This window comes from Antarctobacter aquimaris (genome assembly GCF_900184945.1).
GTDB classification, from domain to species: Bacteria; Pseudomonadota; Alphaproteobacteria; order Rhodobacterales; family Rhodobacteraceae; genus Maliponia; species Maliponia aquimaris.
The window spans coordinates 1-23,596 of sequence record NZ_FXYF01000013.1; the positions used below are offsets into that span (position 1 = coordinate 1).

Genomic DNA, 23,596 nt, shown 5'->3' on the forward strand with positions numbered 1-23,596 from the left:
CCGCGCGCACCGCCCCGGCCTTCCCGCCCGGATCGACGCCGACGCGGAGCTTCGCGCCTTCATCCTCGCCCGTATCGACGCCTTGACCTTCCCCCAGCTCGAAGGCGAAGTGGCCAAGGCATTCCCGTCGGAACGCCGCGTGCGCAAGAGTGCAATCCACGCCTGGTGGCAGAAGCACCGCGACACCCTCGCGGCGAAATCCGGTCCGAGATAGTCCGGGCACTGCGAGGGTAGTCCGGTATCAAACCCTCTGAAACCGTAGGACAGACTATGTGAATACTAACAGCTGCCCCCGTCCCGGACCAGGTCCGGGACTCCCCCGGAGGTATTTTCACCAAGAAGAAGCACAGGCGCGGGGTTTGACGGCGGCGCGCGAGCCGCGTACTTGATCGCGCAACCGCAATCAGGACCGGGCCCGCGATGCTATACCCCACTGCCTCCGCCTGGCGCGACGCGCCGTCGAAACGAGTGGTGCTCTACGCCATGTCGGGCCTGGGCAAGACCCATGTCTCGAACCTGCTGCGCGACTGCGGCGACTGGTTCCACTACTCGATCGATTACCGCATCGGCACCCGCTACATGGGCGAATACATCGCCGACAACGCCAAGCGCCACGCCATGCAGGTGCCCTTTCTGCGCGACCTGCTGCTGTCGGATTCGATCTACATCGGCTCCAACCTGTCGTTCCACAACCTGACGCCGGTCTCCACCTACCTGGGCAAGCCCGGCAACCCGGACAAGGGCGGCCTGCCGATGCAGGAATACCGCCGCCGGCAGGGCCAGTTCGAACGGGCCGAACGGCAGGCGCTGCTGGACACCGGCTATTTCATCAGCCGGGCGCAGGACCTCTACGGCTACCCGCATTTCGTCTGCGACACCGGCGGCAGCATCTGCGAATGGGTCGACCCGGAGAACCCTCAGGACGAGATCCTGACCGAGCTCAGCCAGCAGGCGCTGATGGTCTGGATCCGCGGCAGCGAGGAACACACCGAGGAGCTGATCCGCCGGTTCGACAAGGCGCCCAAGCCGATGGCCTACCGCGCCGATTTCCTCGCCGATGCCTGGGCGCGCTACCTGTCCGAAAAGGACGTGGCCGAGAACCGGGTGGACCCGGACGCCTTTATCCGCTGGACCTATGCGCAGGCGCTGGCGCATCGCCAACCGCTGTATCAGGCGATGGCGCGCAACTGGGGCGTGACTGTCGAGGCGGGCGATATGGCCCGCGTCCGATCCGAGGCGGATTTCACCGACCTGATCGCCGCGGCGCTGCCGGACTGACCTCTTGCCGCCTGCCCGCCCCGCGCCTATCTGGACGCCGCCTCGTAAAAGGACCGACCCATGCCGATCAAACTGCCTGCCGACCTGCCCGCCTTCGACGTACTCACCGGCGAGGGCGTCATGGTCATGTCCGAGGACGCGGCGGCGCGGCAGGATATCCGCCCGCTGCGGATCGGCCTGCTGAACCTGATGCCGAAGAAGATCCAGACCGAGAACCAGTTTGCCCGGCTGATCGGCGCGACGCCCTTGCAGATCGAGTTCAGCCTGATCCGGATGTCCGAGCACCAGACCAAGAACACCGCCGCCGAGCACATGGAGAATTTCTATCGCCCCTTCGCCGAGGTGGCCGACACGGGCGAAAAGTTCGACGGGCTGATCATCACCGGCGCCCCGATCGAGCACCTGCCCTACGAGGAGGTCACCTATTGGGACGAGCTGACCCAGGTCTTCGACTGGACCCAGAGCCACGTGCATTCCACCTTTGGCGTGTGCTGGGGCGGGATGGCGATGATCTACCATTTCCACGGCGTGCCCAAGCACATGCTGGAGGCCAAGGCCTTTGGCGCCGTGCGGCACCACAACCTGGCCCCCGCCTCGCCCTATTTGCGCGGGTTTTCCGACGACATGGTGATCCCGGTGTCGCGCTGGACCGAGATCCGCCGCGAGGACGTGGACAAGGCCGGCCTGCCGATTCTGATCGACTCGCCCGAGACCGGCCCCTGCCTGATCGAGGACCCCTGTCACCGGGCGCTCTATATCTTCAACCACTTCGAATACGACAGCGGCACCCTCAAGGAAGAGTATGACCGCGACGTCGCCTCCGGCAAGCCGATCAACGTGCCCGCCAACTACTACCCGAATGACAACCCGGCCCTGCCGCCGCAGAACCGCTGGCGCAGCCACGCGCACCTGCTCTACGGCAACTGGATCAACGAGATCTACCAGACGACCGCTTTCGACCTATCCTTGATCGGAACGGCCCCCGTGCGGGCCTGACCAAGACCGGGAGAGATACGTGCGACTACTGGGCGCCCTCATCGCGCTGGCGATCCTCGGCGGCTGCGCGGTGACGCAGATCCGCGCCGACCGCACCGAAAGCGACGCCGAGGCGCGCTGGCCGCCGGTGGGCCGTTTTGTCGAGGTCGACGGGCTGCGCGTGCATTACGTGCAGAAGGGGCGCGGCCCGGACGTGGTTCTGCTGCACGGCGCCAGCGGCAACCTGCGCGACTTCACCTTTCAACTCGTAGACCTCTTGGCGCGCGACTACCGGGTGACCGCCTTTGACCGGCCGGGCTTGGGCTACACCACGCGCGACGCGCGCTTTGCCGGGGCCTTCAACACGCGGGCCGAGACGCCACAGGACCAGGCGGCAATCCTGGCCAGGGCGGCGGCGCAGCTGGGCGTGACCCGGCCCGTCGTGGTGGGCCATTCCTACGGCGGCTCGGTCGCCATGGCCTGGGGGCTGGACCAGAACGCCGCGGCGGTGGTCAGCTTGGGCGGGGCGATCATGCCCTGGCCCGGCTCGCTGGACGCGCAGTACCAGGTGCTGGGCAGCGCGCTGGGCGGGGCCATCGTGCCGCAGTTCGTCTCCGCCTTCTACGACGAGGCGCGGGTGCGCGAGGCCGTCTCCGGCATCTTTGCCCCGCAGTCCGTGCCCGAGGGCTACCTCGATCACATCGGTCCCGGCCTCAGCCTGCGCCGCGACACGATCCGTGCCAACGGCCGCCAGGTCGCCGCCCTGCGCCCGGCGCTGGTCGAGATGTCGAAACGCTATCCCACGCTGACCATCCCGGTGGAGCTGGTGCACGGCAGCGCCGACACCACCGTGGGCTACGAGATCCACACTGTTGCCGCGGCAAAACTGCTGCCCAACGCGCATGTCACGCGGCTGGAAGGCGTCGGCCACATGCCGCAGCACGCCCGCCCCGGCGCGGTGCTGGAGGCGATCCGCCGCGCGGCGCAACGGGCGGGCCTGCGCTAGGCGCCCCGCCGCGCGGGGGTTTGCACTGCCGCGCGGAATCCGCATAGTGCGCCAGACCATCTGACGAGGCCCCCATGCTCCCCTTTGACGGCGCGATCTCCCGGTTCCATGAAAAAGACGCGCCAAAATCGGTGCGCGAGGCCATCGACGAGGGTGACAAGGACGACATCCTCGACCGCTCCTATCCCTACAAGGAGCAGATGAAGTCGAAAGACTACGACCGGCAGATGGACGACCTGCAAATCGAACTGGTCAAGATGCAGGCCTGGGCCAGGGACAGCGGCGCGCGCATCGCCCTGGTGTTCGAGGGGCGCGACGCCGCCGGCAAGGGCGGCACGATCGAACGCTTTCGCATGAACCTGAACCCGCGCGGCGCGCGCGTGGTGGCGCTGTCCAAACCTTCGGACACCGAGGCGACGCAGTGGTATTTTCAGCGCTACATCCAGCACCTGCCCGCCGCCGGGGAAATCGTGTTCTTTGACCGCTCCTGGTACAATCGCGGCGTGGTCGAGCACGTGTTCGGCTTCTGCGACGACGCGCAGCGCGAACATTTCTTTGCCCAGGTGCCCGACTTTGAAAAGATGCTGGTCGAAGAGGGCATCCACCTGTTCAAGATCTGGCTCAACGTCGGCCGCGCCGAACAACTGCGCCGCTTCCTGCAACGCGAAAGCGACCCGCTGAAACAGTGGAAACTCAGCCGCATCGACGTCGAGGGGCTGGCGAAATGGGAGGCCTACTCGGACGCCATCCAGGAGACCCTGCGCCGCAGCCACACGCCCGAAGCGCCCTGGACGGTGATCCGCTCGGACGACAAGAAGCGCGCCCGCCTCGCCGCCATCCGCCACGTGCTGCACCGCCTCGACTACGCCCGCAAGGATCCCAAGGCGCTGGGCGACGAGGACACCCGCATCACCGGCGGCCCCGAGATCTGGGCGGCCTGAAGCCCCCGCACCCCATGATCAAGAAACGCGGATATCACCACGGCAACCTGCGCCAGGCACTGGTCGACGCCGCGCTCCTCTTGATCGAGGAAAAGGGCCCCACCGGCTTTACCCTATCGGAGGCGGCCAAGCAGGCCGGCGTCACCCCGGCCGCCGTCTACCGCCACTTCTCGGGCCGCGAGGACCTGATCGCCGAGGCCGCCCGCCAGGGCTACGAGATCTTCGCCGACGTGATGGACTACGCCTATGAAAAGGGCCAGCCCTCGGCGCTGGCCGCCTTCGAGGCGACGGGCCGCGCCTATCTCGCCTTTGCCCGCAAGTACCCCGGCCACTACATCGCGATGTTCGAATCCGGCATCTCGGTCAACCACTCGCCCGACCTCGCGGCCGTCTCGGCCCGCGCGCGCGGCGTGCTGGAACGCGCCGCCGAGCAGCTGTCACAGCACATCCCGCCGGAAAAACGCCCGCCGCCGGCGATGTTTTCGGCCCACATCTGGGCGCTCTCCCACGGCGTGGTCGAGCTGTTCGCCCGCAACTCGCCCGGCACCCAGTCGCCCTTCCCGCCCGAGGACCTGCTGGAAACCGGCATCGGCGTCTACCTGCGCGGGCTCGGCCTGCTGCCGATGGACAAATAGGACGCGACCCATGGCCATCTTTGGTCCAGCAATATCCTGGGGGAGTCGATGCGCAGGAATCGACCGGGGCAGCGCCCCCGGCACGCGGCGGGGGATCCCATGACCAAGACCTTCTTCCTGGGCCTCGGCGGCCAGAAATGCGGCTCAACCTGGATCCAGTCCTACCTCGCGCGCCAAACCGGGTCAGACTTCGGCCGCCTCGGCGAATACCAGGCCTGGGAGCACCACTTGGGCGGCGTCTTTGCCCGCTACCGCGCGCCGGAACCCTCGCTGCTGGCGAAACTGCGCGCCCGCACCAAGGTGGCGCTGGGCGCCCCCGAACCCGCCGCCCACCTGCGCTGGCGCCTGCAACAGGACGGTGACGCCTATTTCGACTATTTCGCCGGGTTGCTGGACCGCCCCGGGATCACCCGCACCGGCGACATCTCGCCCTCTTACGCGGCCCTTCCCGCGGCACGGCTGGCCGACCTGCGCGACCGCCTTTCAACACGAGGAATGACCGTCAAGGTGCTGTTTTCCATGCGTGATCCCGTTGACCGCATCCGCTCTCACATGCGCATGGAAATGGACAAGGGCCGCCTGCCGCCCAGCACGGACAACGACACCCCGCTCGCCGCCTTCTATGCCGGCCCCGAGGCCGAGGCGCGCACCCGCTACGACACCACGCTCGACGCGCTCGAGGCGGTCTTTGCCCCGCAGGACCGTTTCGTTACCACCTTCGAGACCCTGTTCACCGCCCACGGCATCGCCGAACTGTCACGCTTTGCCGACGTCCCGGTCGATCCGCAGGCCGGCATGCGAGCGGTCAACGCGCGGGCCAAGGGCAGCGGCGTGTCCGAGGACCTCGAGGCCGAGATTGCCCGGCACTACGCCCCGGTCTACCAGGCCGTCGCCCGCCGACTGCCTCAGGTGGCCGAGGTCTGGCCCTCGGCCCGCCACGTGCTCACCACCGCATGAGCCCGCAGGCCAGCAACTGCGCCGGCCCCTCGTAACGCTCTGACTTGTCGTCCAGAAACCCGTCCGGCACCCCGCGCATCCGCTCCAGCAGTTCCGCGTAGTAGCGGTATTTCGCGGCCGCGTTGGCATGCGCCCCCCAGGCCGTGGCGCGGGCGATCTTGTCGGCGAACTGCGCGGTAAAGACAAAATGCGCCACCGTCAGCAGGACCTCCGATGACGGTGGCAGGTTGCCATAGTGCGACCCGGTCAGCCGGCTCTGCGCATCGCGCCGCACCAGCGGCACCTTGTGGCGCGGCGACTTCTGGAACTGCTGCGCCTTTTTGGCGGCCGACGGCATCCAGACCCGGTGCCACCCCTTGCGTTCCACTTTAGGATCAACCCCGAACATCTTGAAAAGGCGTGCTGTCTTGGACTTTCCCATCAGGTCCGGCTGGGCCCCCGGCCGCAATTCGACCAGCCGCTCGGCCTGGAAATACGGATAGGCCGCCAGCAGCCCCTCGAAGCTCTGCGGCAACGCCCCCGCCAACCCCTCCGCCGAAGCCGGAAAGAACTCCACCACCGAGGCCACCGCCGAGGGCGCGCCCTCCGCCGCCAGCCGCGCCACCACCTCGGCCATCGAGGTCACGCCCGGCGGCAGGATCAGGAACTCGTCGGCGTCGACATAGCCGACATAAGCGCCGTCAAGGAACAGGTGCGGCAGGGCGATCTTGAAGTAGGTCCCAACGCGCTCCTCGCGCACCACGCCCTCCGGATCGCGGTAGTGCAGCCGCGCGCCATACCCCAGGTCCGACCGCATCACCACCACGTCCGGCTGCGCGCAGAGGTAGTCGAACGACCCGTCGTCGCTGGCATCGTCCCAGATCAGGAACTGTTCAAAGCCGATGTCGCGGTGATGCGCCAGCCAGGCCGGCAGGAACCCCATCTCGTTCTTCATGGTGGAAAACAGCGTCAGCCGCGCCGGATCGACCGCGCCCGACACCACCCGTGCCAGTTGTCCGGCCTCCTCGATCCCGACCGTTTTCAACGCTGCCCGCCCCCTGCTTGTGACCGGCGTCACGCTACTCTGCCGGGCGCGGAGCAGGCAACCCCGCGCAGGCAAAGACGGGTCAAGGCAGGCCAAACGAAAGGCAACCGGTTCCGCGAATCGTGCCTGGGCGCGGGTGGACCCGCCCAGAAGGCGCAGCCCCCCGGTCAGCCGGGAACACATGCCGCATTTCATATGTGTTTTCCGCCGCCTAGCACCGCAACCGTGCATCCTGCGTCTCAGCGGGTTGCCCCATGTCACACCGAAAAAGTCAGGATCAAAATGATCATCAGTTACAAGTACCGCTACATTTTCCTGCATTGCCGCAAGACCGCCGGCAGTTCGATCGCCGTCTCACTGGCGCGGGACCTCGGGCCGGACGACCTGCAACTCTCCGGACTGTCCGAAACCCAGGCCGAGGGCATCCGGCTCACCAAACGAACGCACCGGGACGCTGCGGCGCAGCTGCGCGATGTCCCGCGTCTGCGCAACAGCCTGGCGCTACGCGGCCTGCGCGGCCGCAAGCTGAAGGATCACGTGACCAAGAAGCTCGTGCTCGAACGCTATCGCACCGCCTGGAACGAACCCCAGCCCCAGCACGCCTACGCCAAAACCCTTGCTTCCGCCCTGCCCGAGGAATGGGCCAGTTTCGCCAAGTTCTGCGTCGTGCGCAATCCCTGGACCAAGACGGTCTCCGACTACTTCTGGCGGACAAAGAACCTCTCCACCCCGCTCAGCTTTGCCGAGTTCGTCCGCGCGATCGAGCGCGGTGATCCGATGGGCGACATCGTGCGCCCGCGCTACCACGACAATTGGCCGCTCTACACCATCGACAACCAGATCGTGGCCGATCACGTCATCCGCTTCGAAACCCTGGTGCCGGGACTGACCGACACCTGCGCAAGGCTCGGCATCCCCTTCGACGGCTGGCTGCCCCGGGCCAAGGGCAGTCATCGGCCCAAGACCGGCGCCAAGGCGGACCCGTTCCGTTTCTACACGCCAGAACTGCGCGATACGGTCGGCCGCCTCTACGAACGCGAGATTTCGACCTTCGGCTATACCTTCGACCGCGTGCTCACCAGCGCATGAGCCCCAGGTCCACCAGCTGCTGCGGCCCGGTGTAGCGCCGGCTGTCCGCGTCGAGAAAGCCCTCCGGCCGCCCCTGCATGGCCCGCAGCAGCTGCGCATAGCCGTGGTACTTGCGCCCACCATGGGCGTGGCTGCCCTGCCGGATCGCGCGGGCGATCTTGTCGGCGAACTGCGCCGTGAAAACGAAATGCGCCACCGTCAGCAGAACCGTCCCGGACGGCGGCAGATTGCCGTTGTGGCTGCCCACTTGCCAGCTTTGGGCATCGCGCCGCAGCAGCGGGGTCTTGTGGCGCGGCGATGTCTGCGCCTCCTGCGCCCGGCGCACCGAGGCGGGCAACCACAGGCGGTGCCACCCACGGCGCACAAGGGGCGGACGGACATCGTATCGCTGGTAGAGAAGCGCGGTCTTTGACAGGCCGTGCAGCCTGGGACGTGATTGACCGGGCAAAACCTCGACCAGCCGCTCGGCCTGGAAATACGGATAGGCCGCCAGCAGCCCCGCGAAGCTCTGCGGCAACTCCCCCGCCAACTCCTCCGCCGAGGCCGGAAAGAACTCCACCACCGAGGCCACCGCCGAGGGCGCGCCCTCCGCCGCCAGCCGCGCCACCACCTCGGCCATCGAGGCCACGCCCGGCGGCAGGATCAGGAACTCGTCGGCGTCGACATAGCCGACAAAGACGCCGTCAAGGAACAGGTGCGGCAGGGCGATCTTGAAGTAGGTCCCAACGCGCTCCTCGCGCACCGCGCCCGCCGGATCGCGGTAGTGCAGCCGCGCCCCGAACCCCAGGTCCGAGCGCATCACCACCACGTCCGGCTGCGCGCAGAGGTAGTCGAATGACCCGTCGTCGCTGGCATCGTCCCAGATCAGGAACTGTTCAAAGCCGATGTCGCGGTGATGCGCCAGCCAGGCCGGCAGGAACCCCATCTCGTTCTTCATGGTGGAAAACAGCGTCAGCCGCGCCGGATCGACCAAACCCGACACCACCCGTGCCAGCCGCCCCGCGTCTTCGATCCCGACCGACTCCACCCGTTCCCGCCCCGATGGTTTCTTCTGGCCCCAAATATCCCGGGGGGCTTGCCGCAGGCAAGCGTGGGGGCAGCGCCCCCACCGGCGCCCCGCACAGGGGCGCCCGCCAAAACAGAAGGGGCCCCGAAGGGCCCCTGCAATTCGAAAACCGTGAAACGGTCAGCGCTTGGAGAACTGGAAGCTCCGGCGCGCCTTGCGCTTGCCGAACTTCTTGCGTTCCACCACGCGGCTGTCGCGGGTCAGGAACCCGGCCGCCTTCAACGGCGAGCGCAGCGACGGATCGTAAAGCTGCAGCGCCTTCGAGATGCCGTGCTTGACCGCGCCGGCCTGGCCGGTCAGGCCGCCGCCCTTGACGGTCGCCATGACGTCGAACTCACCCTCGACGCCGGCCACCTGGAAGGGCTGGCGCAGGATCAGCTGCAGCACCGGACGGGCAAAGTACTTGCTCATGTCCTTGCCGTTGACCACGACCTTGCCCGAACCCGGCTTGATCCAGACGCGGGCGACCGCGTCCTTCCGCTTGCCGGTGGCATAGGAGCGGCCCAGTTCGTCACGGACCGGCTCGCGCGGCTCTTCCTCAACGACGACGGCGGCTTCCAAGCCGGCAGCGGCGCCCAGAGCTTCCAGAGTGTTGATCTGCTCAGCCATTATTTCGCCACCCGGGTGTTCTTGGAATTCATGGATTTGACGTCCAGAACCTCGGGGTTCTGGGCCTCGTGCGGATGCGCGGCACCCGCGTAGATGCGCAGGTTGGTCAGCATCTGGCGCGCCAGGCGGTTGCCGGGCAGCATGCGCTTGACGGCCTGGAACACCACGCGCTCGGGGTAGTCACCCTCGAGGATCTGCGCCTTGGTGCGCGACTTGATCCCGCCGGGGTGGCCCGAGTGCCAGTAGAAGTGCTCTTCGCGCTTCTTGCCGGTCAGCTGGATCTTGTCGGCGTTCACGATGATGACGTTGTCACCCATGTCCATGTGGGGGGTGAAGGAGGGCTTGTGCTTGCCGCGCAGCCGCATGGCGACGATCGAGGCGAGACGGCCGAGAACGACGCCCTCGGCGTCGATCACGATCCATTTCTTGTCGATGTCTGCCGGAGTCGCAGAAAAGGTTTTCATCAGGCTCTTGTCCGTTCGATTGAGAAGGCCGGGAACATCGCCCCGGCCCTGAATTCGATTGGGCGGTTATACAGGGCAGTTCGGACAGGTCAAGCGCGACATGCAAATATTCACGTAACGATTTCAGTGACTTAAAATGACGGTATCAGGATACCCCAAAAACGCGGCACTGGATCGCGGCCGCCCTGCCCGCTCAGCCGTAAAGCTGCGCGGCGCGCCGTTCAAAGGCGCGCACGATGCGCTGCATGGCGTCGTAAAAGAACATCCCCGCCGCGCCCTGCAGGATGCGGTTGCGGAACTCGAAGTCGACGAAAAAGGCCACCTCGACCCCTCCCGCGACATCGCGGAACTCCCACCTCGATTGCATGTGGCTGAACGGCCCGTCCAGGTACTCGGTCTCGATCCGCCGGGCCTCGGGCCAGAGCGTCACGCGGCTGCCGAACTTCTCGCGGAAGACCTTGAACGAGATCACCAGGTCCGCAAGCATCACCTCGTGGTCGCCGCGGTCATGGCGCGACCGGATGCGCGCGGCGGCGGTCCAGGGCAGGAACTGCGGATAGGACGCGACATCGGCCACCAGATCATACATCTGCTGGGCGCTGTAGGGCAGGACTCGGGTTTCTTGGTGGGTCGGCATGTCGCTGCTGTTCGGGACTGACAATGGGCCGGGATTTCGTATGCTCGGCCGGGGAATTCAAGGGAAAGCCATGACAGAGCGTCCATATGTCGTAGACGAGATGATCTCGGCCAAGGCCATCGCCGCACGAATCGAATCGCTGGCGCGCGAGATCGGGCAGGAGTTTGCCGGCACCGACAAGCTGGTCGTGGTGGGCCTGTTGCGCGGCAGTTTCGTCTTTATCGCCGACCTGGTACGCGAGCTGGAACTGCCGGTCGAGGTGGATTTCCTCGAGGCCTCCTCCTACGGCGACGGCATGGAATCGAGCCGCGAGGTGCGCATCCTCAAGGACCTGCGTTCCGGCATCGAGGGGCGCGACGTGCTGGTGGTCGAGGACATCATCGACACCGGGTTCACCATGCGCCACGTGGTCCACCTGCTGAAGGCCCGCAACCCGCGCAAGCTGAAGGTCATCGCCCTGCTGGACAAGCCGTCGCGCCGCGAGGTGGGGATCAAGGCGGACTGGACCGGTTTCGAGATCCCGGACGAATTCGTGGTCGGCTACGGCATCGACTTTGCCCAGCGCAACCGCAACCTGCCCTACATCGGCAAGGTGCGCTTTACCGACTGAAGCTCAGCGCCCCTTCTGCGCCTCGGCAAAGGCGCGGGCGGCGGCGCGCTGCGCCGGGTCCAGCCCTTCGGACAGGTCCTCGCATTCCGCCGCGATGTCGCCCTCGGCCAGGCTGTGGCCCCAGTCGATCGCCAGCAGGCAATAGCCGTAGCCCTGCACCTTGTCGTGCCAGACGCCGGCGTAGTCCTCCCAGGCCACGAAAAGCCCCAGTTCGTAGGCCGCGCGGGCCACGCCCCGTTCGACCCCCAGGCGGTACAGCAGCCAGGACTTCAGCAGGTCCTGTGCGACGCCGTCGTTGCCCTCGTAGAGCCAGGCCAGGTCGGGGATCGACTTGCGGTCTCCCGCCGCGACCGCGCGTTCCAGGTAAAGCCGCGCCAGGTCCACGTCCGGCGTCACGCCATGGCCGTGGTAATAGGCATAGCCGACCTCGCGCAGCCCGTTGAAGGTGCCGGCATCCGCGCCCTTGCGGTACATGGCCAGCGCTTCGGCCTTGTCCTCGGGCACGCCGCGGCCGTGGTGGTGCAGGTCGCCGAGGATGTTCCAGGCCTCCGGGTAGCCCATCGCCACCGCCTGTTCGGCCAACGCGCGGGCCCTGGCGTAGTCGAGACCATGACCGGCGTGATCGTTCTGCCAGAACAGCGCCATGTTGAACACCGCACGGGCGAAGCCCTGGTCGGCGGCGCGCTGATACCACATCAGCCCGGCGGCCGGGTCATAGGCGATGCCCTGCCCGCCATCCTGTTCCGTCAGCCCCACGCCCAGCATGTTCTGCGCCACAGGGCTGCCGGCCTCGGCCTCGGCGCGCACGACCGCCCAGATGCCGTCGTAACGGCCGTCCAGCCAGGCCTGCCGTGCCTCCGCCAGGGCGGGGGAAACGGGCGCGTCCAGCGTGCCTTGCGCGCCCAGACCCAGCGGCCAGAAGGCGGTGACCAGGGCGGCGCACAGCGTCGAAAGGCTGGGTTTCATGGCGGTATCCCCTATTCTCGCGTCATTCAAATCCGCAACCGCGCGCGATCAGGGCCAGGCCACACGGGTGTCAATCGACCGGCTGGCCAGACCATGCAGGAATGCACACATAATGTGACTCCAAAGCCGTCCGCAAAAGCAAGAATGTAATTGTCACAAGGCGCTGAAATACTATGGTGGGACCATTCATCACAGGGAGATACCCATGAAAACTGCCTTTGCCGCCCTCGCAGCCATCGCTGTTCTTGCTACCCCCGCCCTCGCCCAGGACGTTTCCGGCGCCGTGAAGGCGCGGAAAGGTCAGTTCAACATCCTCGCCCTGAACCTCGGCGTGCTGGGCGGCATGGCCCGTGGCACTGTCGACTATGACGCCGCCGCCGCACAGGCCGCCGCCGATTCGATCGTGCATGTCACCAAGCTGGACCAGTCAAACCTGTGGCCGGCCGGGTCCGACCAGATGTCCATCGACGGCAGCCGCGCGCTGCCGGTGATCTGGGAAAAGACCGACGACGTGATGGCCAAGTGGGCCGCGCTGGGCGAAGCGGCCGTCAAGATGGCCGAGGTCGCCGGCACCGGCAAGGACGCGCTGGGCCCGAACCTGGGCGCCATCGGCGGGGCCTGCAAGGCCTGCCACGACACCTACCGCGCGCCCGAGTAACACGGCATGCGCTTCTTTCTGAAGCTGGTGGTCCTGGCGGCGATTGTCGCCGCCGGGATCGGCCTCTGGGTCACGGCCCCCGATCGCGTCGATCCCGCCCGGTTTGCCGGGCTGACCGCCGACACCACGCGCGGCCAGGCCGTGTTCACCGCCGCAGGCTGCGCCTCGTGCCACCACACCAAGGGGGACGAGAACAAGCTGGTGCTGACCGGCGGCATGGAGTTCGTTTCTGACTTTGGCACCTTCTACGCGCCCAACATTTCGCCCTCTCCGGCGGGGATCGGCGGGTGGACGTTCGATGATTTCGCCAACGCGGTGACGCGCGGCGTGTCGCCCGAGGGCCAGCATTATTACCCGGCCTTCCCCTACACCGCCTATACCAAGATGAAGGACCAGGACGTCGTCGATCTCTGGGCCTACATCCAGACCCTGCCGCCCAGCGATGTCGCCAGCAAACCGCATGACGTGGGCTTTCCGTTCAACATCCGCCGGTCGGTGGGGGGATGGAAGTTCCTGTTCATGTCAGACGCCTACGTGATGGACGTCCCGCCTGATCTGGAGCGCGGCCGTTACCTCGTCGAGGCGCTGGCGCATTGCGCCGAGTGCCACACCCCGCGCAACCCGGTCGGTGCGCTGGACAAGTCGCGCTGGATGGGCGGCGCGCCCAACCCGTCCGGAAAGGGCACGATCCCGCGCCTGACCCCGGACAAGTTCGACTGGTCGGCGGATGACGTGGCCTACTACCTCGAAACCGGGTTCACCCCCAGCTTCGACGCGGTGGGCGGACACATGGCCGAGGTGGTCGAGAACTTCTCGCAGCTGCCGGCCGAAGACCGCAGGGCCGTGGCGGCCTACGTCAAGGCGCTGCCCGCACTGGGCAACTGACCGGACGGAACCACGCAGCGGGCATGGCTTTCTCCCGAAACGCCTTGCCCGCTGCGGCCGCGAGACAATGATCGGGGACCCGGACATCGCTTTCGCCGACATCACCATTGTGCCCGTGCCGTCGCGGAACAAGGCAGACTACGTCGCCTTCTCGCGCCGCATCGGCGCGATATACCGCGAACACGGCGCGCTGCGGGTCGTCGATTTCTGGCACGAACGCGCAGCGGGCGAAGACGCGGACTACCATGCCTCCGCCGCAATGGAGGGCTATGCCCTGGGCAGCTTGCCCGACCTGCGCCGGCAGGCAGGCGCCACGGAGGACGAGACGGTCGTCGTATCGCTGATCGAATGGCCGAACCGCGCCGTGCGCGACCGCGCCATGGCCGCCGTGGCCCATGACCCGCGAATCGCGGCCACCTTGACGGAAGATCCGGTTTTCGACGGCACCCGGCTGATCGCCGGGGCATTCTCGATCGCACTGGACCTGGCCTAGATCGACCTCAGCCGCGCGCCAGTTTCGCCTCGCGCGCCGCGCGCAGGCGGGCAAAATCGTCCCCCGCGTGGTAGGACGACCGCGTCAGCGGCGTCGCCGACACCATCAGGAAGCCCTTGCCATAGGCCGCTTTCTCGTAGGCGGCGAATTCTTCGGGCGTGACGAATCGGGCCACCCCGTGATGCTTGGGTGTCGGTTGCAGGTACTGGCCCACGGTCAGGAAATCGACATCGGCGGCGCGCATGTCGTCCATGACCTGCCGCACCCCCTGCGCGTCCTCGCCCAGGCCCACCATGATACCCGACTTGGTAAAGATCGACGGGTCCAGTTCCTTGACCCGCTGCAACAGCCGCAGCGAATGGAAATAGCGCGCGCCGGGCCGCACCTCGGGGTAGAGGCCGGGCACGGTTTCCAGGTTGTGGTTGAACACGTCCGGCTTGGCCGCGACGACGGTTTCCAGCGCCTCGGGGCCGCATTTCAGGAAATCCGGCGTCAGGATCTCGATCGTGGTGGCGGGCGCGCGGTGCCGCACGGCGCGAATCGTCTGGGCAAAATGCTCGGCCCCGCCGTCGTCCAGGTCATCGCGGTCGACGCTGGTGATGACCACGTGGTTCAGCCCCAGTTTCTGCACCGCATCGGCCACCCGCCCCGGCTCGAACACGTCCAGTGCGTCGGGCCGTCCGGTGGCGACGTTGCAGAAGGTGCAGCCGCGGGTGCAGATCTCGCCCATGATCATCATGGTCGCGTGGCCCTGGTTCCAGCATTCGCTGGCGTTGGGGCACCCCGCCTCTTCGCAGACGGTGACCAGCTTGTGCTCGCGCATGATCCGGCGGGTTTCGGCATAGCCTTCGCCGCCCGGCGCCTTGACCCGGATCCAGTCCGGCTTTTTCGGCTGGACGTTGTCGGGGCGATGGGCCTTTTCCGGGTGGCGCCCGGCGGGCAATTTGAGATCACGCACGGAATTTTCCCCTCATACCGCAGGCGGTTGCCCTCTATTACCGGAATGCGGGGGGTGTTTCCAGTGTCCCGTGCCGCGCACAACGCGGCAGATCCCCAAGCGTAACGAGTCCCCTCTGCACCTTTCCCATGTGTATCAAAACGTTAAACCCCGGAGCGACCTGTCGTCGCTCCGGGGTCATGCATCTTGCGCCCGGTCGGTTTGCGCTCAGCTCAGGGCTGCGCCGCTCAGCGGATCAGGTCGCCGCCCGCCTGGGCGCGCTCCTCGTAGTGGCGGCGCAGGCGCTGGAGCGCGATGCGCAGCACGATCTTGCCCGACCGCGCCGACCAGCCCAGCCGCTTTTCGGTGGTCTCCAGCCCTTCGAGGTAGCAGCAGCAGCGCAGCGCCACATCGCCCAGGCCCGGGCCCAGGTCGCGCAGCGCGGACTGCAGGCGGGTCTGCGCCTCGGCCGCGCCGCCGCCCGCCCCGCCCGCCGCGGCAGTGGAGACACCGGCGGTCAGGAACTGGTCCCAGTTCTGCGTCGTGCGCGGCCCCATCTGCGCCAGCTCGAAATCCTCGCGCAGCCGCTCGCCGGCGGCCACCAGCTCTTCGGACAGGAAGGGCTCGCCGTCCTTTTCGCGCCGCCGCGACAGCGCGGTCAGCGGGCTTTCGGCCAGCATGTAGCGCCCCTTGCGGGCGCGCGGATCGCGGTCGACCTCGTCCAGGGCCGCCTCGGCCGCGCGGCCGGTGTCGAACCCGGCCTGCGCCTCGGCAAAGCCGCGCACGCGGTTTTCCTGCTCCGCGACCATGCGGTTCAGCGCCGACCGGCCCGCCGAGGTGATGCGATAGCGCGAGATCCGCGCCGGTGCATCGCAGGCGATCCAGTCCTTCAGCGCCATCGCCTGTGCCACGGAGACATCGACCACGGCGGTGCGGGCGCTGCCGCCGTCGCCGGTGTCCCGGACAACGACGGCCTTGTCCATCTCGGCGGCGACAGCCAGCACCGCGCCGCTTTCGCACAGGCGCCGCAAGACGCGGCGCGCCTCGCGGACAAGCGTCTGCTCATCCGGCGGAGTTGGAGTCATGGCAGCGTTCATCGGTTCCTTGTCCTTTCTGGTATCCAGCGGCGGAACCTCCGCCCCGGCAGCCCCCAGGTTGCACAAAGCCGCATCGACAAGGGGGTCGTCCCTGCGGGTCTCGATCCTGCGCACCTGGCGCAGTACGGTCGAGGCGTGGCACCCAGCTTGCCGCGCCAGTTCCCTGATCGACTGTCCCTGTTCGGTATGCGCAAGGTAGTACCGTGCCGAGTCCGGCACCCACTTCGGCAGATCATCTGCCAGGGTGTCCGCACGCAGGTCAGGCATGCACAACTTCCGATTGAGGGCTTCTTTCCACAGATCTATCCCCAGTGTCCATGTTCGCAACCTACGCGTGTGCTCGTTACTGATACGTTAACAAAACAGTGCAAAATCGACTATTAATTAGAAAGTTAAACCAGCGCTAAACCCGCCGAACGGCGCGAACGGGCATAACGCAACACCCGGCGAACGTGTGCATAGTCAGGTCATATTCGCAAAACCGCGAGGGACAGGACGATGAAAGACATTCTTGGTTTGCTGAACGATCTGCGCCGCCCGCGCCTGCTGATCCGGGCCGCACGGATCGGCGCGCAGGACTACCGCCGCAACCCGCACCTGCACCGGCTGCTGGGCTACGGCGGCCTGCCGCGCCCGGGATCGGCGCTGATCCAGCTGATGGAGATCGAGGTGGACCTGGACGACAAGCGCCGCGCCGAAGATGCCGCCTACTCGGTAAGCCGCCACGTCGAGGTGCTGACTGCCATGATGGGCGAGGCCCGTCTGCTGCGCGAGGCGGCCGGCTGAGGCCGCCCCGCACGGGGTCAGAGGTCAGGCAAAGGCGTCGGGCATCGAGGCTTTCTTCTGCGCGACATAGGCGTGCAACGCCTCGTGGACGCCCGGATCCATGGCCGGCTGCTGGTAGGTGTCCAGCAGGTGCTTGACCCGGGCACTGGCCAGCGTGACGGTGTCGCGCGCGCCTTCCTCGGACCACTGCTCGTAGGGCTTGTAGTCGAACAGCTCGGAGCGCCAGAAGGCGGACTTGAAGTTGGCCTGCGTGTGCGCGCAGCCCAGGTAGTGGCCGCCCGGCCCCACCTCGCGGATCGCGTCCATGGCCAGCGTGTCGTCGTCGACCTGGACGCCCCGCGCCATCTTGTGCAGCGCGCCCAGCTGGTCGGCGTCCATCACGAACTTCTCGAACGACGAGACCAGCCCGCCCTCCAGCCAGCCGCAGGCGTGCAGCATGAAGTTCACGCCCGACAGAAGGCCCATGTTCAGCGAATTCGCCGTCTCGTAGGCGGCCTGCGCGTCCGGCAGCTTGGACCCGCAGAACGACCCGGCCGAGCGGTAGGGCAGCCCGAGCCGCCGCACCAGCTGGCCCGCGCCATAGGTGATCTGCGACGCCTCCGGGGTGCCGAATGTGGGCGCACCCGAGTTCATGTCGATCGAGGTCACAAAGGCCCCGGCGATGACCGGCGCGCCCTTGCGCACCAGCTGCGCATAGGCCACGCCCGCCAGCACCTCGGCCAGCACCTGCACCAGCGTCCCCGCGACCGAGACCGGCGCCATCGCGCCACCGACGATGAACGGCGAGACGATGCAGGCCTGGTTGTTGCGCGCATAGACTTCGAGCGCGCCCATCATCACGTCGTCGAAGGTCATCGGCGAGTTGATATTGATCAGCGAAGTCATCACCGTGTTCTGCTGGACGAACTCCTTGCCGAACAGCACTTCGCACATCTCCACGCTGTCCTGCGCCCGGCTGGGTTCGGTCACAGACCCCATGAAGGGCTTGTCCGACAGCGTCATGTGCGCCAGCAGCATGTCGAGGTGACGCTTGTTCACCGGCACGTCGGTCGGTTCGCAGACCGTACCGCCCGAGTGGTGCAGCCACCTGGACATCTGGCCCAGCTTCACGAACTTGCGGAAATCCTCGATCGTGGCATAGCGGCGGCCGCTGTCGCCGTCGCGCACGAAGGGCGGGCCGTAGACCGGCGCCAGCACCAGGTTGCGGCCGCCGATCTCGACGTTGCGGGCGGGGTTGCGCGCGTGCTGGGTAAAGGTCGAAGGCGCGGTCTTGATCAACTCCCGCGCCAGGCCGCGCGGGATCCGCACGCGCTCGCCGGTGACCGTCGCGCCGGCCGCCGTCCACAGCGCCAGGGCGTCCGGGTTGTTGGCAAAGTTGACGCCGATTTCCTCAAGGACCTGCTCGGCGCGGTCCTCGATCATCTCGAGCGCCTCCTCGTTGAGGATCTCGAAGTTGGGGATGTTGCGCTCGATGTATTTCGCGGACTCCACCTGGACGGAGGTCCGCTCTGCCCGGCGCGCGGCACCGCCGCCCCCGCGGGCGCGTCTGCGCGCTTCTGCTTCTGCCATGTCGTTCGCCCTTGATATCCGTTGGCGGCGCCACCCTCGGCCCGCCGGATCAGTCTCCGTTCTACTCCGCTCCGCCGGGCCGACATCGGTCTTTTCCGGCAGGTGGGGGGGAAAAGCGACATCCGCGCGGATCGCGCCGCTGCGCATTCCCCGGCACAGCGGGTTTACGCAAGCGCCGCGCTCGGCCATCATGCCCCGCAGGCGACGGCAGGAGGACAGCACGTGCGGCAGGAAATCGAAGCGCCCGGAGAGCCCAAGCGCCGCGATTTCACGCAGGCCGAGATCGGCGCCATCGCCCACCTGTGGCGCGGCGAGGTCTACCGCAGCACGATCTGGCGCACCCGGCTGGACACGACGACGAACTGGGCGGTGGTCACGCTGGGGATCGCGCTGTCGATCGCCTTCGCCTCACCCGGCGCCTCGCCGCTGCCGCTGGTGCTGGTCGGGGTGCTGATCCTGCTGTTCCTGGTGCTGGAGGCGCGCCGCTACCGCTATTTCAACGTCTGGCGGGCGCGCTGCCGCTACATGGAGCGGCATTTCTACGCCCCCATGCTGACCGAGGGCGACCTGCACCTCGAAGACAACTGGCAGGATGTCCTGGCGCAGGACTACCTCGCGCCGAACTACCACATCGGCTTTGTCATGGCGATGGGACGGCGGATCCGGCGCAACTACCTGTGGATCCTGACCATCCAGACGACCGCCTTCTTCGGCAAGATCGCGGTGCACCCGACCGCCCTGACCAGCGTCGCGCAGATCTGGGAACGCTCGGCCATCGGGCCGCTGCCGGGCGGCGTGACGGTCGCCTTCATCGGGCTGTACCTGCTGGGGTTCTTCGGCATCGCGGTCTGGAGCTGGGCCAGCGACTATCGCCGGGCCAAGCAGCGCGGCAGCCGGGGCAGCGCGATGGGCTGAGGCGCATCGTCGCCCCGGGCGGCCAAGCGGCTTCGAAGCCGCTTGAAGCGTTTTTCCAAAACGCTTGAATGCCTTTGCAAAGGCATTCAAGGCCCTTCGAAGGGCCTTGACCCAGCTCAGCCGAGCGGAAAGACCTCGATCGCCGCGCTTGCCACGACCAGCGATGCGCCCCCCGGCAGGGCCACCGCCATGCCGCCCGGCACCACGCGCAGGTCCATGTCCCCGGCCCCGAAGGCCCGGTTCAGCCCGCTCGCATCCAGTTCCGACGGCACCGGCACGCCCAGCGTGACCACCACCTGGCACTCCACGTCCACATGCAGGCGCGCGCGCGCCTGCGCATCCGCCAGCGCCCGCTCCGCCGCCTGCCCGGCCGTGTCGCCCACCCCCATGCCCATCTGCACGATCAGCCGCCGCCTCATGCCGCAGCCTCCGCAAAACGCACGGTGATGGCGACATGCGCCATGACGGTGGGGTTGCCCTCCCCCTCGGGGCGCGGCACGTCCAGCCCGCCGAAGCCGACCGTAATATCCGCCTCGCCATAGGGAAAGACCTCGGCCAGCCTGGCCTTGTCCACCTTGTCGGGCTGTTGCACCGCCACCTGCACCACCAGGCGCATGTCGGATTTCTCGCGCCCCAGCCACTCGGCCGCGTTGATCGAGCATTTCCACAGCGCGTCCCGCAGGGCCCGCGCCGCTGCCTCGGTGTAGTCGCCCCGCCGCAGCGACGTCCCCAGTCCGAATTCCGTCAGTACCTGCATTCCGCCCCCCCTGTCGATCACCCGGCAAGGGGACCCCGCGCGCCGCAGAATGGCAAGGCCATTTTCGGCACGCGGGGCCGTCTGACGCCGGCCGGCACGTCAGAGGGTACGCCCGAACAGCCGTCCCAGCCCGCGGCGCTGGCGCGGCGTGTCGGCGTCGGGGCGGATCAGCGCATGGGCCGCCTCGGACCGCAGGCGGCGGCCGCGCTGCATGTAATAGGCGGTGTCGATGGACCCGTCGGCGCGGGTGCGGATGGTGTCGGTCTGCTGGGTCATGGTCCTCACTCCGGTGATTGTGTCGATGGACCCAGTTCACCACCAATACCGCCGTGGCGCTTGAAGACCGCCTTCTGATTGTCTTGTGAAACCCTTCTGTTTCGCCCGCTCCCGGGAAAAACCGTTCCCTTTCGCAGCGCCCGGGGTGACACTGTCGGCATGATCCTCACCTTCAGCGACATCGCCCTGGATCTCGACCGTCGCCGGCTGACGCGCGGCGGCACCGAGGTGCATGTCGAACCCCAGGTCTTTGACCTGATCGCGTTCATGGCGCAAAGCGACGGCCGCGTGGTCAGCAAGGAAGACCTGGTCAGGGTGGTCTGGAACGGGCTGGCCGTCTCCGACGCCACCATCAGCGCGCGCATCAGCGCGGCCCGCAGCGCGATCGGCGATTCAGGCAAGGCGCAGAGCCTGCTGCGCACCGTCCCCAAGCGCGGCTTTGCCTTTGTCGCAGAGGTCACCGGGGCGCAGCCCGACCGTCCCGCCCCGGCACCCGTCGCGGGGCCAAGGGTGTCCTACGCCCTCTCCGCCGACGGCAGCGCCATCGCCTGGACCGCGCAGGGCGCGGGTCCGCCGCTGATGCGGATCGGGCACTGGCTGTCGCATCTGGAGCTGGACACCGGCGGCGCCCTCTGGGGCCCCCTGATCGACCGCCTGGCCACGCGGCACCGGCTGGTCCGCTACGACCTGCGCGGCACCGGCCTCTCGGCGCGCGACGCGCCGCTGACCGGGATCGACGCCTTTGCCGACGACATGGCCGCCGTCGCCGATGCCGCCGGGCTGGACCGTTTCGACGTCTTCGCCGCCTCGCAGGCCGGGCCGGTGGCGGTCCGCTTCGCCGCGCGCTGGCCGGACCGGTTGCGCCGCATGGTGATCCTCGGCGGCTACGTGCAGGGCCGCGTCCACCGCCCCGCCGATCCCGGCATCCTGGACGAGGACACGATGCTGGCGATGGTCCGCGCCGGCTGGGGCAAGGCCGACAGCCCCTTCATGTCGGCCTTTGCGGCGCTCTTTGCGCCGGATGCCACGCGGGCGCAGCGGGCCGAGCTGGTACGGGTCCAGCTGATGTCCGCCAGCCCCGAAACCGCCGTCACCCTGCGCCGCCTGATCGACCGTTTCGACGTGACCGCCGACCTCGCCCGCGTGACGGTGCCCGCGCTGATCCTGCACGCCGAGGGCGACGCGATCCACCCGGTCAGCCAGGGCCAGAAGCTGGCGGCGCACCTCGAAGACGCGCAGTTCGTCCGCCTGAACTCCCGCAGCCACATGCTGTTGCCGCAGGACCCGGCCTGGGAAGAGGCGCTGCGCCGCGCAGAGGCCTTTCTGAGCGGCTGACACGCACGCGCCCGATTGCCATTTTCGCGAGTCCTGCCTAGAGGAAGGCATGACAGAGACCCAGCACGACCGCCTCCTCATCATCGACTTCGGCAGCCAGGTGACGCAGCTGATCGCGCGCCGCCTGCGCGAGCTGAACGTCTATTGCGAAATCCACCCCTACCAGAAGGTCACCGACGCCTTTCTTGAGGAGTTCGCTCCGATGGCGGTGATCTTCTCCGGCGGCCCCGATTCGGTGACCCGCGCCGGCAGCCCGCGCCCGCCGAAATCGGTCTACGCGCTCGGCGTGCCGATCCTGGGCATCTGCTATGGCCAGCAGGTCATGATGCAGGACCTCGGCGGCCGCGTCGTGGCCGGCGAGGGCACGTCCGAATTCGGCCGCGCCTATGTCTCGCCCATGGGCAAGCGCCCGAACCTGCTGAACGGCTGGTTCCTCGACGGATCGGGCCGCGAACAGGTCTGGATGAGCCACGGCGACCACGTCTCCGAGATCGCGCCGGGCTTCGAGGTCTACGGCACCTCGCCGGGCGCGCCCTTTGCCATCACCGCGGACCTGTCCCGCCGCTTCTACGCCGTGCAGTTCCACCCCGAGGTCCACCACACCCCCAACGGCGCCACGCTGTACGAGAACTTCGTGCGCGAGGCCGGCTTCAAGGGCGACTGGACCATGGGCGCCTACCGCGAGGAGGCGATCCGCAAGATCCGCGAGCAGGTCGGCGACAAGCGGGTGATCTGCGGCCTGTCGGGCGGGGTCGACAGCTCCGTCGCCGCCGTGCTGATCCACGAGGCGATCGGCGACCAGCTGACCTGCGTCTTTGTCGATCACGGCCTCTTGCGCCTGCACGAGGCCGAGGAAGTGGTCAGCATGTTCCGCGACCACTACAACATCCCGCTGATCCACGCCGACGAGTCCGAGCTGTTCCTGGGCGAGCTGGAGGGCATCAGCGACCCCGAGGTCAAGCGCAAGACCATCGGTCGGCTGTTCATCGACGTGTTCCAGAAATACGCCAACGAGATCGAAGGGGCCGAGTTCCTCGCCCAGGGCACGCTGTACCCGGACGTGATCGAGAGCGTGTCGTTCAGCGGCGGCCCCAGCGTCACCATCAAGAGCCACCACAACGTCGGCGGCCTGCCGGAAAAGATGGGCCTGAAGCTGGTCGAACCGCTGCGCGAACTCTTCAAGGACGAGGTCCGCGCGCTGGGCCACGAGCTGGGCCTGCCGGCCAGCTTCATCGGCCGCCACCCCTTTCCCGGCCCCGGCCTCGCCATCCGCTGCCCGGGCGAGATCAGCCGCGAAAAGCTGGAAATCCTGCGCAAGGCCGATGCCGTCTACATCGACCAGATCCGCAAGCACGGGCTTTATGACGAGATCTGGCAGGCCTTCGTGGCGATCCTGCCGGTGCGCACGGTCGGCGTGATGGGCGACGGGCGGACCTACGACTATGCCTGCGCCCTGCGCGCGGTGACCTCGGTCGATGGCATGACGGCGGACTACTACCCCTTCAGCCATGACTTCCTGGGCGAAACCGCCACAAGGATCATCAACGAGGTCAAGGGCATCAACCGCGTCACCTATGACGTGACGTCCAAGCCTCCGGGCACCATCGAGTGGGAATAGGCCGGGCGCGGCG

General features: G+C 67.5%; 27 protein-coding genes and 1 pseudogene. 16 read left to right on the top strand and 12 right to left on the bottom strand.

Annotated features, from left to right (window positions below; translation table 11 throughout):
* From MAA8898_RS26370 to MAA8898_RS19285, 7 genes and pseudogenes are all read left to right on the top strand, one after another.
* A pseudogene (locus tag MAA8898_RS26370) lies at positions 1–214 on the top strand (hypothetical protein); the annotation flags it as partial.
* Positions 215–420: 206 nt separating this feature from the next.
* Entirely contained in the window at positions 421–1,278 is an 858-nt protein-coding gene (locus MAA8898_RS19260; protein ID WP_094022662.1) for an ATPase, read from the top strand.
* A gap of 60 nt (positions 1,279–1,338) precedes the next feature.
* Complete coding sequence (locus tag MAA8898_RS19265) at positions 1,339–2,274, top strand: homoserine O-succinyltransferase (RefSeq protein WP_094022663.1); 936 nt, start codon at positions 1,339–1,341, stop codon at positions 2,272–2,274.
* 19 nt (positions 2,275–2,293) lie between these two features.
* On the top strand, positions 2,294–3,259 hold the full coding sequence (locus MAA8898_RS19270) for an alpha/beta fold hydrolase (RefSeq protein ID WP_094022664.1): 966 nt from the start codon (positions 2,294–2,296) through the stop codon (positions 3,257–3,259).
* A 74-nt stretch (positions 3,260–3,333) separates the two neighbouring features.
* Entirely contained in the window at positions 3,334–4,200 is an 867-nt protein-coding gene (gene ppk2 / locus MAA8898_RS19275; RefSeq protein ID WP_094022665.1) for a polyphosphate kinase 2, read from the top strand.
* A gap of 14 nt (positions 4,201–4,214) precedes the next feature.
* On the top strand, positions 4,215–4,835 hold the full coding sequence (locus MAA8898_RS19280; RefSeq protein WP_094022666.1) for a TetR/AcrR family transcriptional regulator: 621 nt from the start codon (positions 4,215–4,217) through the stop codon (positions 4,833–4,835).
* A 99-nt stretch (positions 4,836–4,934) separates the two neighbouring features.
* Positions 4,935–5,792 carry a hypothetical protein gene (locus MAA8898_RS19285; RefSeq protein ID WP_094022667.1) on the top strand — a complete coding sequence of 286 codons (858 nt, stop codon included), beginning with the start codon at positions 4,935–4,937 and terminating at the stop codon, positions 5,790–5,792.
* Here MAA8898_RS19285 and MAA8898_RS19290 read toward each other — a convergent pair.
* On the bottom strand, positions 5,779–6,816 hold the full coding sequence (locus MAA8898_RS19290) for a glycosyltransferase family 2 protein (RefSeq protein WP_176445234.1): 1,038 nt from the start codon (positions 6,814–6,816) through the stop codon (positions 5,779–5,781). The two genes, MAA8898_RS19285 and MAA8898_RS19290, sit on opposite strands and share 14 nt — an antisense overlap.
* Before the next feature lie 282 nt (positions 6,817–7,098).
* Between MAA8898_RS19290 and MAA8898_RS19295 the strand changes: the two genes are divergently transcribed.
* Positions 7,099–7,905 (top strand): sulfotransferase family 2 domain-containing protein, encoded by an 807-nt coding sequence (locus MAA8898_RS19295; protein WP_094022669.1) that lies wholly within the window; start codon positions 7,099–7,101, stop codon positions 7,903–7,905.
* Here MAA8898_RS19295 and MAA8898_RS19300 read toward each other — a convergent pair.
* From MAA8898_RS19300 to MAA8898_RS19315, 4 genes are all read right to left on the bottom strand, one after another.
* A complete protein-coding gene (locus MAA8898_RS19300; RefSeq protein WP_094022670.1) occupies positions 7,892–8,932 on the bottom strand; it encodes a glycosyltransferase family 2 protein in 1,041 nt (346 codons plus the stop codon). The two genes, MAA8898_RS19295 and MAA8898_RS19300, sit on opposite strands and share 14 nt — an antisense overlap.
* A gap of 159 nt (positions 8,933–9,091) precedes the next feature.
* Positions 9,092–9,580, bottom strand: a complete 489-nt coding sequence (gene rpsI, locus MAA8898_RS19305) for a 30S ribosomal protein S9 (RefSeq protein ID WP_094022671.1) — start codon at positions 9,578–9,580, stop codon at positions 9,092–9,094.
* Positions 9,580–10,044 carry a 50S ribosomal protein L13 gene (gene rplM / locus MAA8898_RS19310; RefSeq protein ID WP_094022672.1) on the bottom strand — a complete coding sequence of 155 codons (465 nt, stop codon included), beginning with the start codon at positions 10,042–10,044 and terminating at the stop codon, positions 9,580–9,582. Before rplM ends, rpsI begins: the two co-directional genes overlap by 1 nt.
* Before the next feature lie 193 nt (positions 10,045–10,237).
* Entirely contained in the window at positions 10,238–10,681 is a 444-nt protein-coding gene (locus tag MAA8898_RS19315; protein WP_094022673.1) for a type II toxin-antitoxin system RatA family toxin, read from the bottom strand.
* Positions 10,682–10,751: 70 nt separating this feature from the next.
* Here MAA8898_RS19315 and hpt point away from each other — a divergent pair, with 70 nt between their 5' ends.
* Complete coding sequence (hpt, locus tag MAA8898_RS19320; protein WP_094022674.1) at positions 10,752–11,291, top strand: hypoxanthine phosphoribosyltransferase; 540 nt, start codon at positions 10,752–10,754, stop codon at positions 11,289–11,291.
* Between the two features lie 3 nt (positions 11,292–11,294).
* Here hpt and MAA8898_RS19325 read toward each other — a convergent pair whose 3' ends face one another.
* Positions 11,295–12,257 carry a tetratricopeptide repeat protein gene (locus MAA8898_RS19325; RefSeq protein WP_094022675.1) on the bottom strand — a complete coding sequence of 321 codons (963 nt, stop codon included), beginning with the start codon at positions 12,255–12,257 and terminating at the stop codon, positions 11,295–11,297.
* A gap of 205 nt (positions 12,258–12,462) precedes the next feature.
* Here MAA8898_RS19325 and MAA8898_RS19330 point away from each other — a divergent pair, with 205 nt between their 5' ends.
* From MAA8898_RS19330 to MAA8898_RS19340, 3 genes are all read left to right on the top strand, one after another.
* Positions 12,463–12,915, top strand: coding sequence for a c-type cytochrome (locus MAA8898_RS19330; RefSeq protein ID WP_094022676.1), 453 nt, complete (start codon positions 12,463–12,465; stop codon positions 12,913–12,915).
* Between the two features lie 6 nt (positions 12,916–12,921).
* Complete coding sequence (locus MAA8898_RS19335; protein WP_094022677.1) at positions 12,922–13,800, top strand: cytochrome c; 879 nt, start codon at positions 12,922–12,924, stop codon at positions 13,798–13,800.
* A gap of 67 nt (positions 13,801–13,867) precedes the next feature.
* Entirely contained in the window at positions 13,868–14,293 is a 426-nt protein-coding gene (locus tag MAA8898_RS19340) for a DUF1428 domain-containing protein (protein WP_094022678.1), read from the top strand.
* A 7-nt stretch (positions 14,294–14,300) separates the two neighbouring features.
* On the opposite strand, the gene lipA is transcribed toward MAA8898_RS19340, so the two are convergent.
* On the bottom strand, positions 14,301–15,251 hold the full coding sequence (lipA, locus tag MAA8898_RS19345) for a lipoyl synthase (protein ID WP_094022679.1): 951 nt from the start codon (positions 15,249–15,251) through the stop codon (positions 14,301–14,303).
* A gap of 227 nt (positions 15,252–15,478) precedes the next feature.
* Positions 15,479–16,594 (bottom strand): DUF6456 domain-containing protein, encoded by a 1,116-nt coding sequence (locus MAA8898_RS19350; RefSeq protein ID WP_094022680.1) that lies wholly within the window; start codon positions 16,592–16,594, stop codon positions 15,479–15,481.
* A 231-nt stretch (positions 16,595–16,825) separates the two neighbouring features.
* Here MAA8898_RS19350 and MAA8898_RS19355 point away from each other — a divergent pair, with 231 nt between their 5' ends.
* Positions 16,826–17,113, top strand: a complete 288-nt coding sequence (locus tag MAA8898_RS19355) for a DUF6477 family protein (RefSeq protein ID WP_094022681.1) — start codon at positions 16,826–16,828, stop codon at positions 17,111–17,113.
* A 24-nt stretch (positions 17,114–17,137) separates the two neighbouring features.
* Here the strand turns inward: MAA8898_RS19355 and MAA8898_RS19360 are convergent, their stop codons facing one another.
* Positions 17,138–18,682, bottom strand: a complete 1,545-nt coding sequence (locus tag MAA8898_RS19360) for a trimethylamine methyltransferase family protein (protein WP_094022682.1) — start codon at positions 18,680–18,682, stop codon at positions 17,138–17,140.
* Positions 18,683–18,904: 222 nt separating this feature from the next.
* Between MAA8898_RS19360 and MAA8898_RS19365 the strand changes: the two genes are divergently transcribed.
* Complete coding sequence (locus MAA8898_RS19365) at positions 18,905–19,597, top strand: DUF2270 domain-containing protein (RefSeq protein WP_245853488.1); 693 nt, start codon at positions 18,905–18,907, stop codon at positions 19,595–19,597.
* 116 nt (positions 19,598–19,713) lie between these two features.
* Here the strand turns inward: MAA8898_RS19365 and MAA8898_RS19370 are convergent, their stop codons facing one another.
* The 3 genes from MAA8898_RS19370 to MAA8898_RS26375 form a co-directional block, all read right to left on the bottom strand.
* Positions 19,714–20,016 carry a Lin0512 family protein gene (locus tag MAA8898_RS19370; protein ID WP_094022683.1) on the bottom strand — a complete coding sequence of 101 codons (303 nt, stop codon included), beginning with the start codon at positions 20,014–20,016 and terminating at the stop codon, positions 19,714–19,716.
* A complete protein-coding gene (locus MAA8898_RS19375) occupies positions 20,013–20,354 on the bottom strand; it encodes a Lin0512 family protein (protein WP_094022684.1) in 342 nt (113 codons plus the stop codon). The genes MAA8898_RS19370 and MAA8898_RS19375 overlap by 4 nt, the downstream gene beginning before the upstream one ends.
* A gap of 99 nt (positions 20,355–20,453) precedes the next feature.
* Positions 20,454–20,630, bottom strand: coding sequence for a hypothetical protein (locus MAA8898_RS26375; protein ID WP_176445235.1), 177 nt, complete (start codon positions 20,628–20,630; stop codon positions 20,454–20,456).
* 159 nt (positions 20,631–20,789) lie between these two features.
* On the opposite strand from MAA8898_RS26375, the gene MAA8898_RS19380 reads away from it, so the two are divergent.
* Both MAA8898_RS19380 and guaA read left to right on the top strand, forming a co-directional pair.
* Positions 20,790–21,965 (top strand): alpha/beta hydrolase, encoded by a 1,176-nt coding sequence (locus MAA8898_RS19380; protein ID WP_094022685.1) that lies wholly within the window; start codon positions 20,790–20,792, stop codon positions 21,963–21,965.
* Between the two features lie 49 nt (positions 21,966–22,014).
* Positions 22,015–23,583, top strand: a complete 1,569-nt coding sequence (gene guaA, locus MAA8898_RS19385) for a glutamine-hydrolyzing GMP synthase (protein WP_094022686.1) — start codon at positions 22,015–22,017, stop codon at positions 23,581–23,583.
* The last annotated feature ends 13 nt before the right edge of the window (positions 23,584–23,596 follow it).

What these genes read in the sequence shown, in the direction of transcription:
- MAA8898_RS19380 (WP_094022685.1), top strand. Translation starts at nt 20,790, where the DNA reads ATGATCCTCACCTTCAGCGACATCGCCCTGGATCTCGACCGTCGCCGG.
- MAA8898_RS26375 (WP_176445235.1), bottom strand. Translation starts at nt 20,630, where the DNA reads ATGACCCAGCAGACCGACACCATCCGCACCCGCGCCGACGGGTCCATC.
- MAA8898_RS19340 (WP_094022678.1), top strand. Translation starts at nt 13,868, where the DNA reads ATGATCGGGGACCCGGACATCGCTTTCGCCGACATCACCATTGTGCCC.
- MAA8898_RS19280 (WP_094022666.1), top strand. Translation starts at nt 4,215, where the DNA reads ATGATCAAGAAACGCGGATATCACCACGGCAACCTGCGCCAGGCACTG.
- MAA8898_RS19335 (WP_094022677.1), top strand. Translation starts at nt 12,922, where the DNA reads ATGCGCTTCTTTCTGAAGCTGGTGGTCCTGGCGGCGATTGTCGCCGCC.
- hpt (WP_094022674.1), top strand. Translation starts at nt 10,752, where the DNA reads ATGACAGAGCGTCCATATGTCGTAGACGAGATGATCTCGGCCAAGGCC.
- MAA8898_RS19355 (WP_094022681.1), top strand. Translation starts at nt 16,826, where the DNA reads ATGAAAGACATTCTTGGTTTGCTGAACGATCTGCGCCGCCCGCGCCTG.
- guaA (WP_094022686.1), top strand. Translation starts at nt 22,015, where the DNA reads ATGACAGAGACCCAGCACGACCGCCTCCTCATCATCGACTTCGGCAGC.
- MAA8898_RS19260 (WP_094022662.1), top strand. Translation starts at nt 421, where the DNA reads ATGCTATACCCCACTGCCTCCGCCTGGCGCGACGCGCCGTCGAAACGA.
- rpsI (WP_094022671.1), bottom strand. Translation starts at nt 9,580, where the DNA reads ATGGCTGAGCAGATCAACACTCTGGAAGCTCTGGGCGCCGCTGCCGGC.
- MAA8898_RS19350 (WP_094022680.1), bottom strand. Translation starts at nt 16,594, where the DNA reads ATGCCTGACCTGCGTGCGGACACCCTGGCAGATGATCTGCCGAAGTGG.
- MAA8898_RS19265 (WP_094022663.1), top strand. Translation starts at nt 1,339, where the DNA reads ATGCCGATCAAACTGCCTGCCGACCTGCCCGCCTTCGACGTACTCACC.
- MAA8898_RS19330 (WP_094022676.1), top strand. Translation starts at nt 12,463, where the DNA reads ATGAAAACTGCCTTTGCCGCCCTCGCAGCCATCGCTGTTCTTGCTACC.
- MAA8898_RS19325 (WP_094022675.1), bottom strand. Translation starts at nt 12,257, where the DNA reads ATGAAACCCAGCCTTTCGACGCTGTGCGCCGCCCTGGTCACCGCCTTC.
- MAA8898_RS19285 (WP_094022667.1), top strand. Translation starts at nt 4,935, where the DNA reads ATGACCAAGACCTTCTTCCTGGGCCTCGGCGGCCAGAAATGCGGCTCA.
- rplM (WP_094022672.1), bottom strand. Translation starts at nt 10,044, where the DNA reads ATGAAAACCTTTTCTGCGACTCCGGCAGACATCGACAAGAAATGGATC.
- ppk2 (WP_094022665.1), top strand. Translation starts at nt 3,334, where the DNA reads ATGCTCCCCTTTGACGGCGCGATCTCCCGGTTCCATGAAAAAGACGCG.
- MAA8898_RS19370 (WP_094022683.1), bottom strand. Translation starts at nt 20,016, where the DNA reads ATGAGGCGGCGGCTGATCGTGCAGATGGGCATGGGGGTGGGCGACACG.
- MAA8898_RS19375 (WP_094022684.1), bottom strand. Translation starts at nt 20,354, where the DNA reads ATGCAGGTACTGACGGAATTCGGACTGGGGACGTCGCTGCGGCGGGGC.
- MAA8898_RS19315 (WP_094022673.1), bottom strand. Translation starts at nt 10,681, where the DNA reads ATGCCGACCCACCAAGAAACCCGAGTCCTGCCCTACAGCGCCCAGCAG.
- MAA8898_RS19360 (WP_094022682.1), bottom strand. Translation starts at nt 18,682, where the DNA reads ATGGCAGAAGCAGAAGCGCGCAGACGCGCCCGCGGGGGCGGCGGTGCC.
- MAA8898_RS19295 (WP_094022669.1), top strand. Translation starts at nt 7,099, where the DNA reads ATGATCATCAGTTACAAGTACCGCTACATTTTCCTGCATTGCCGCAAG.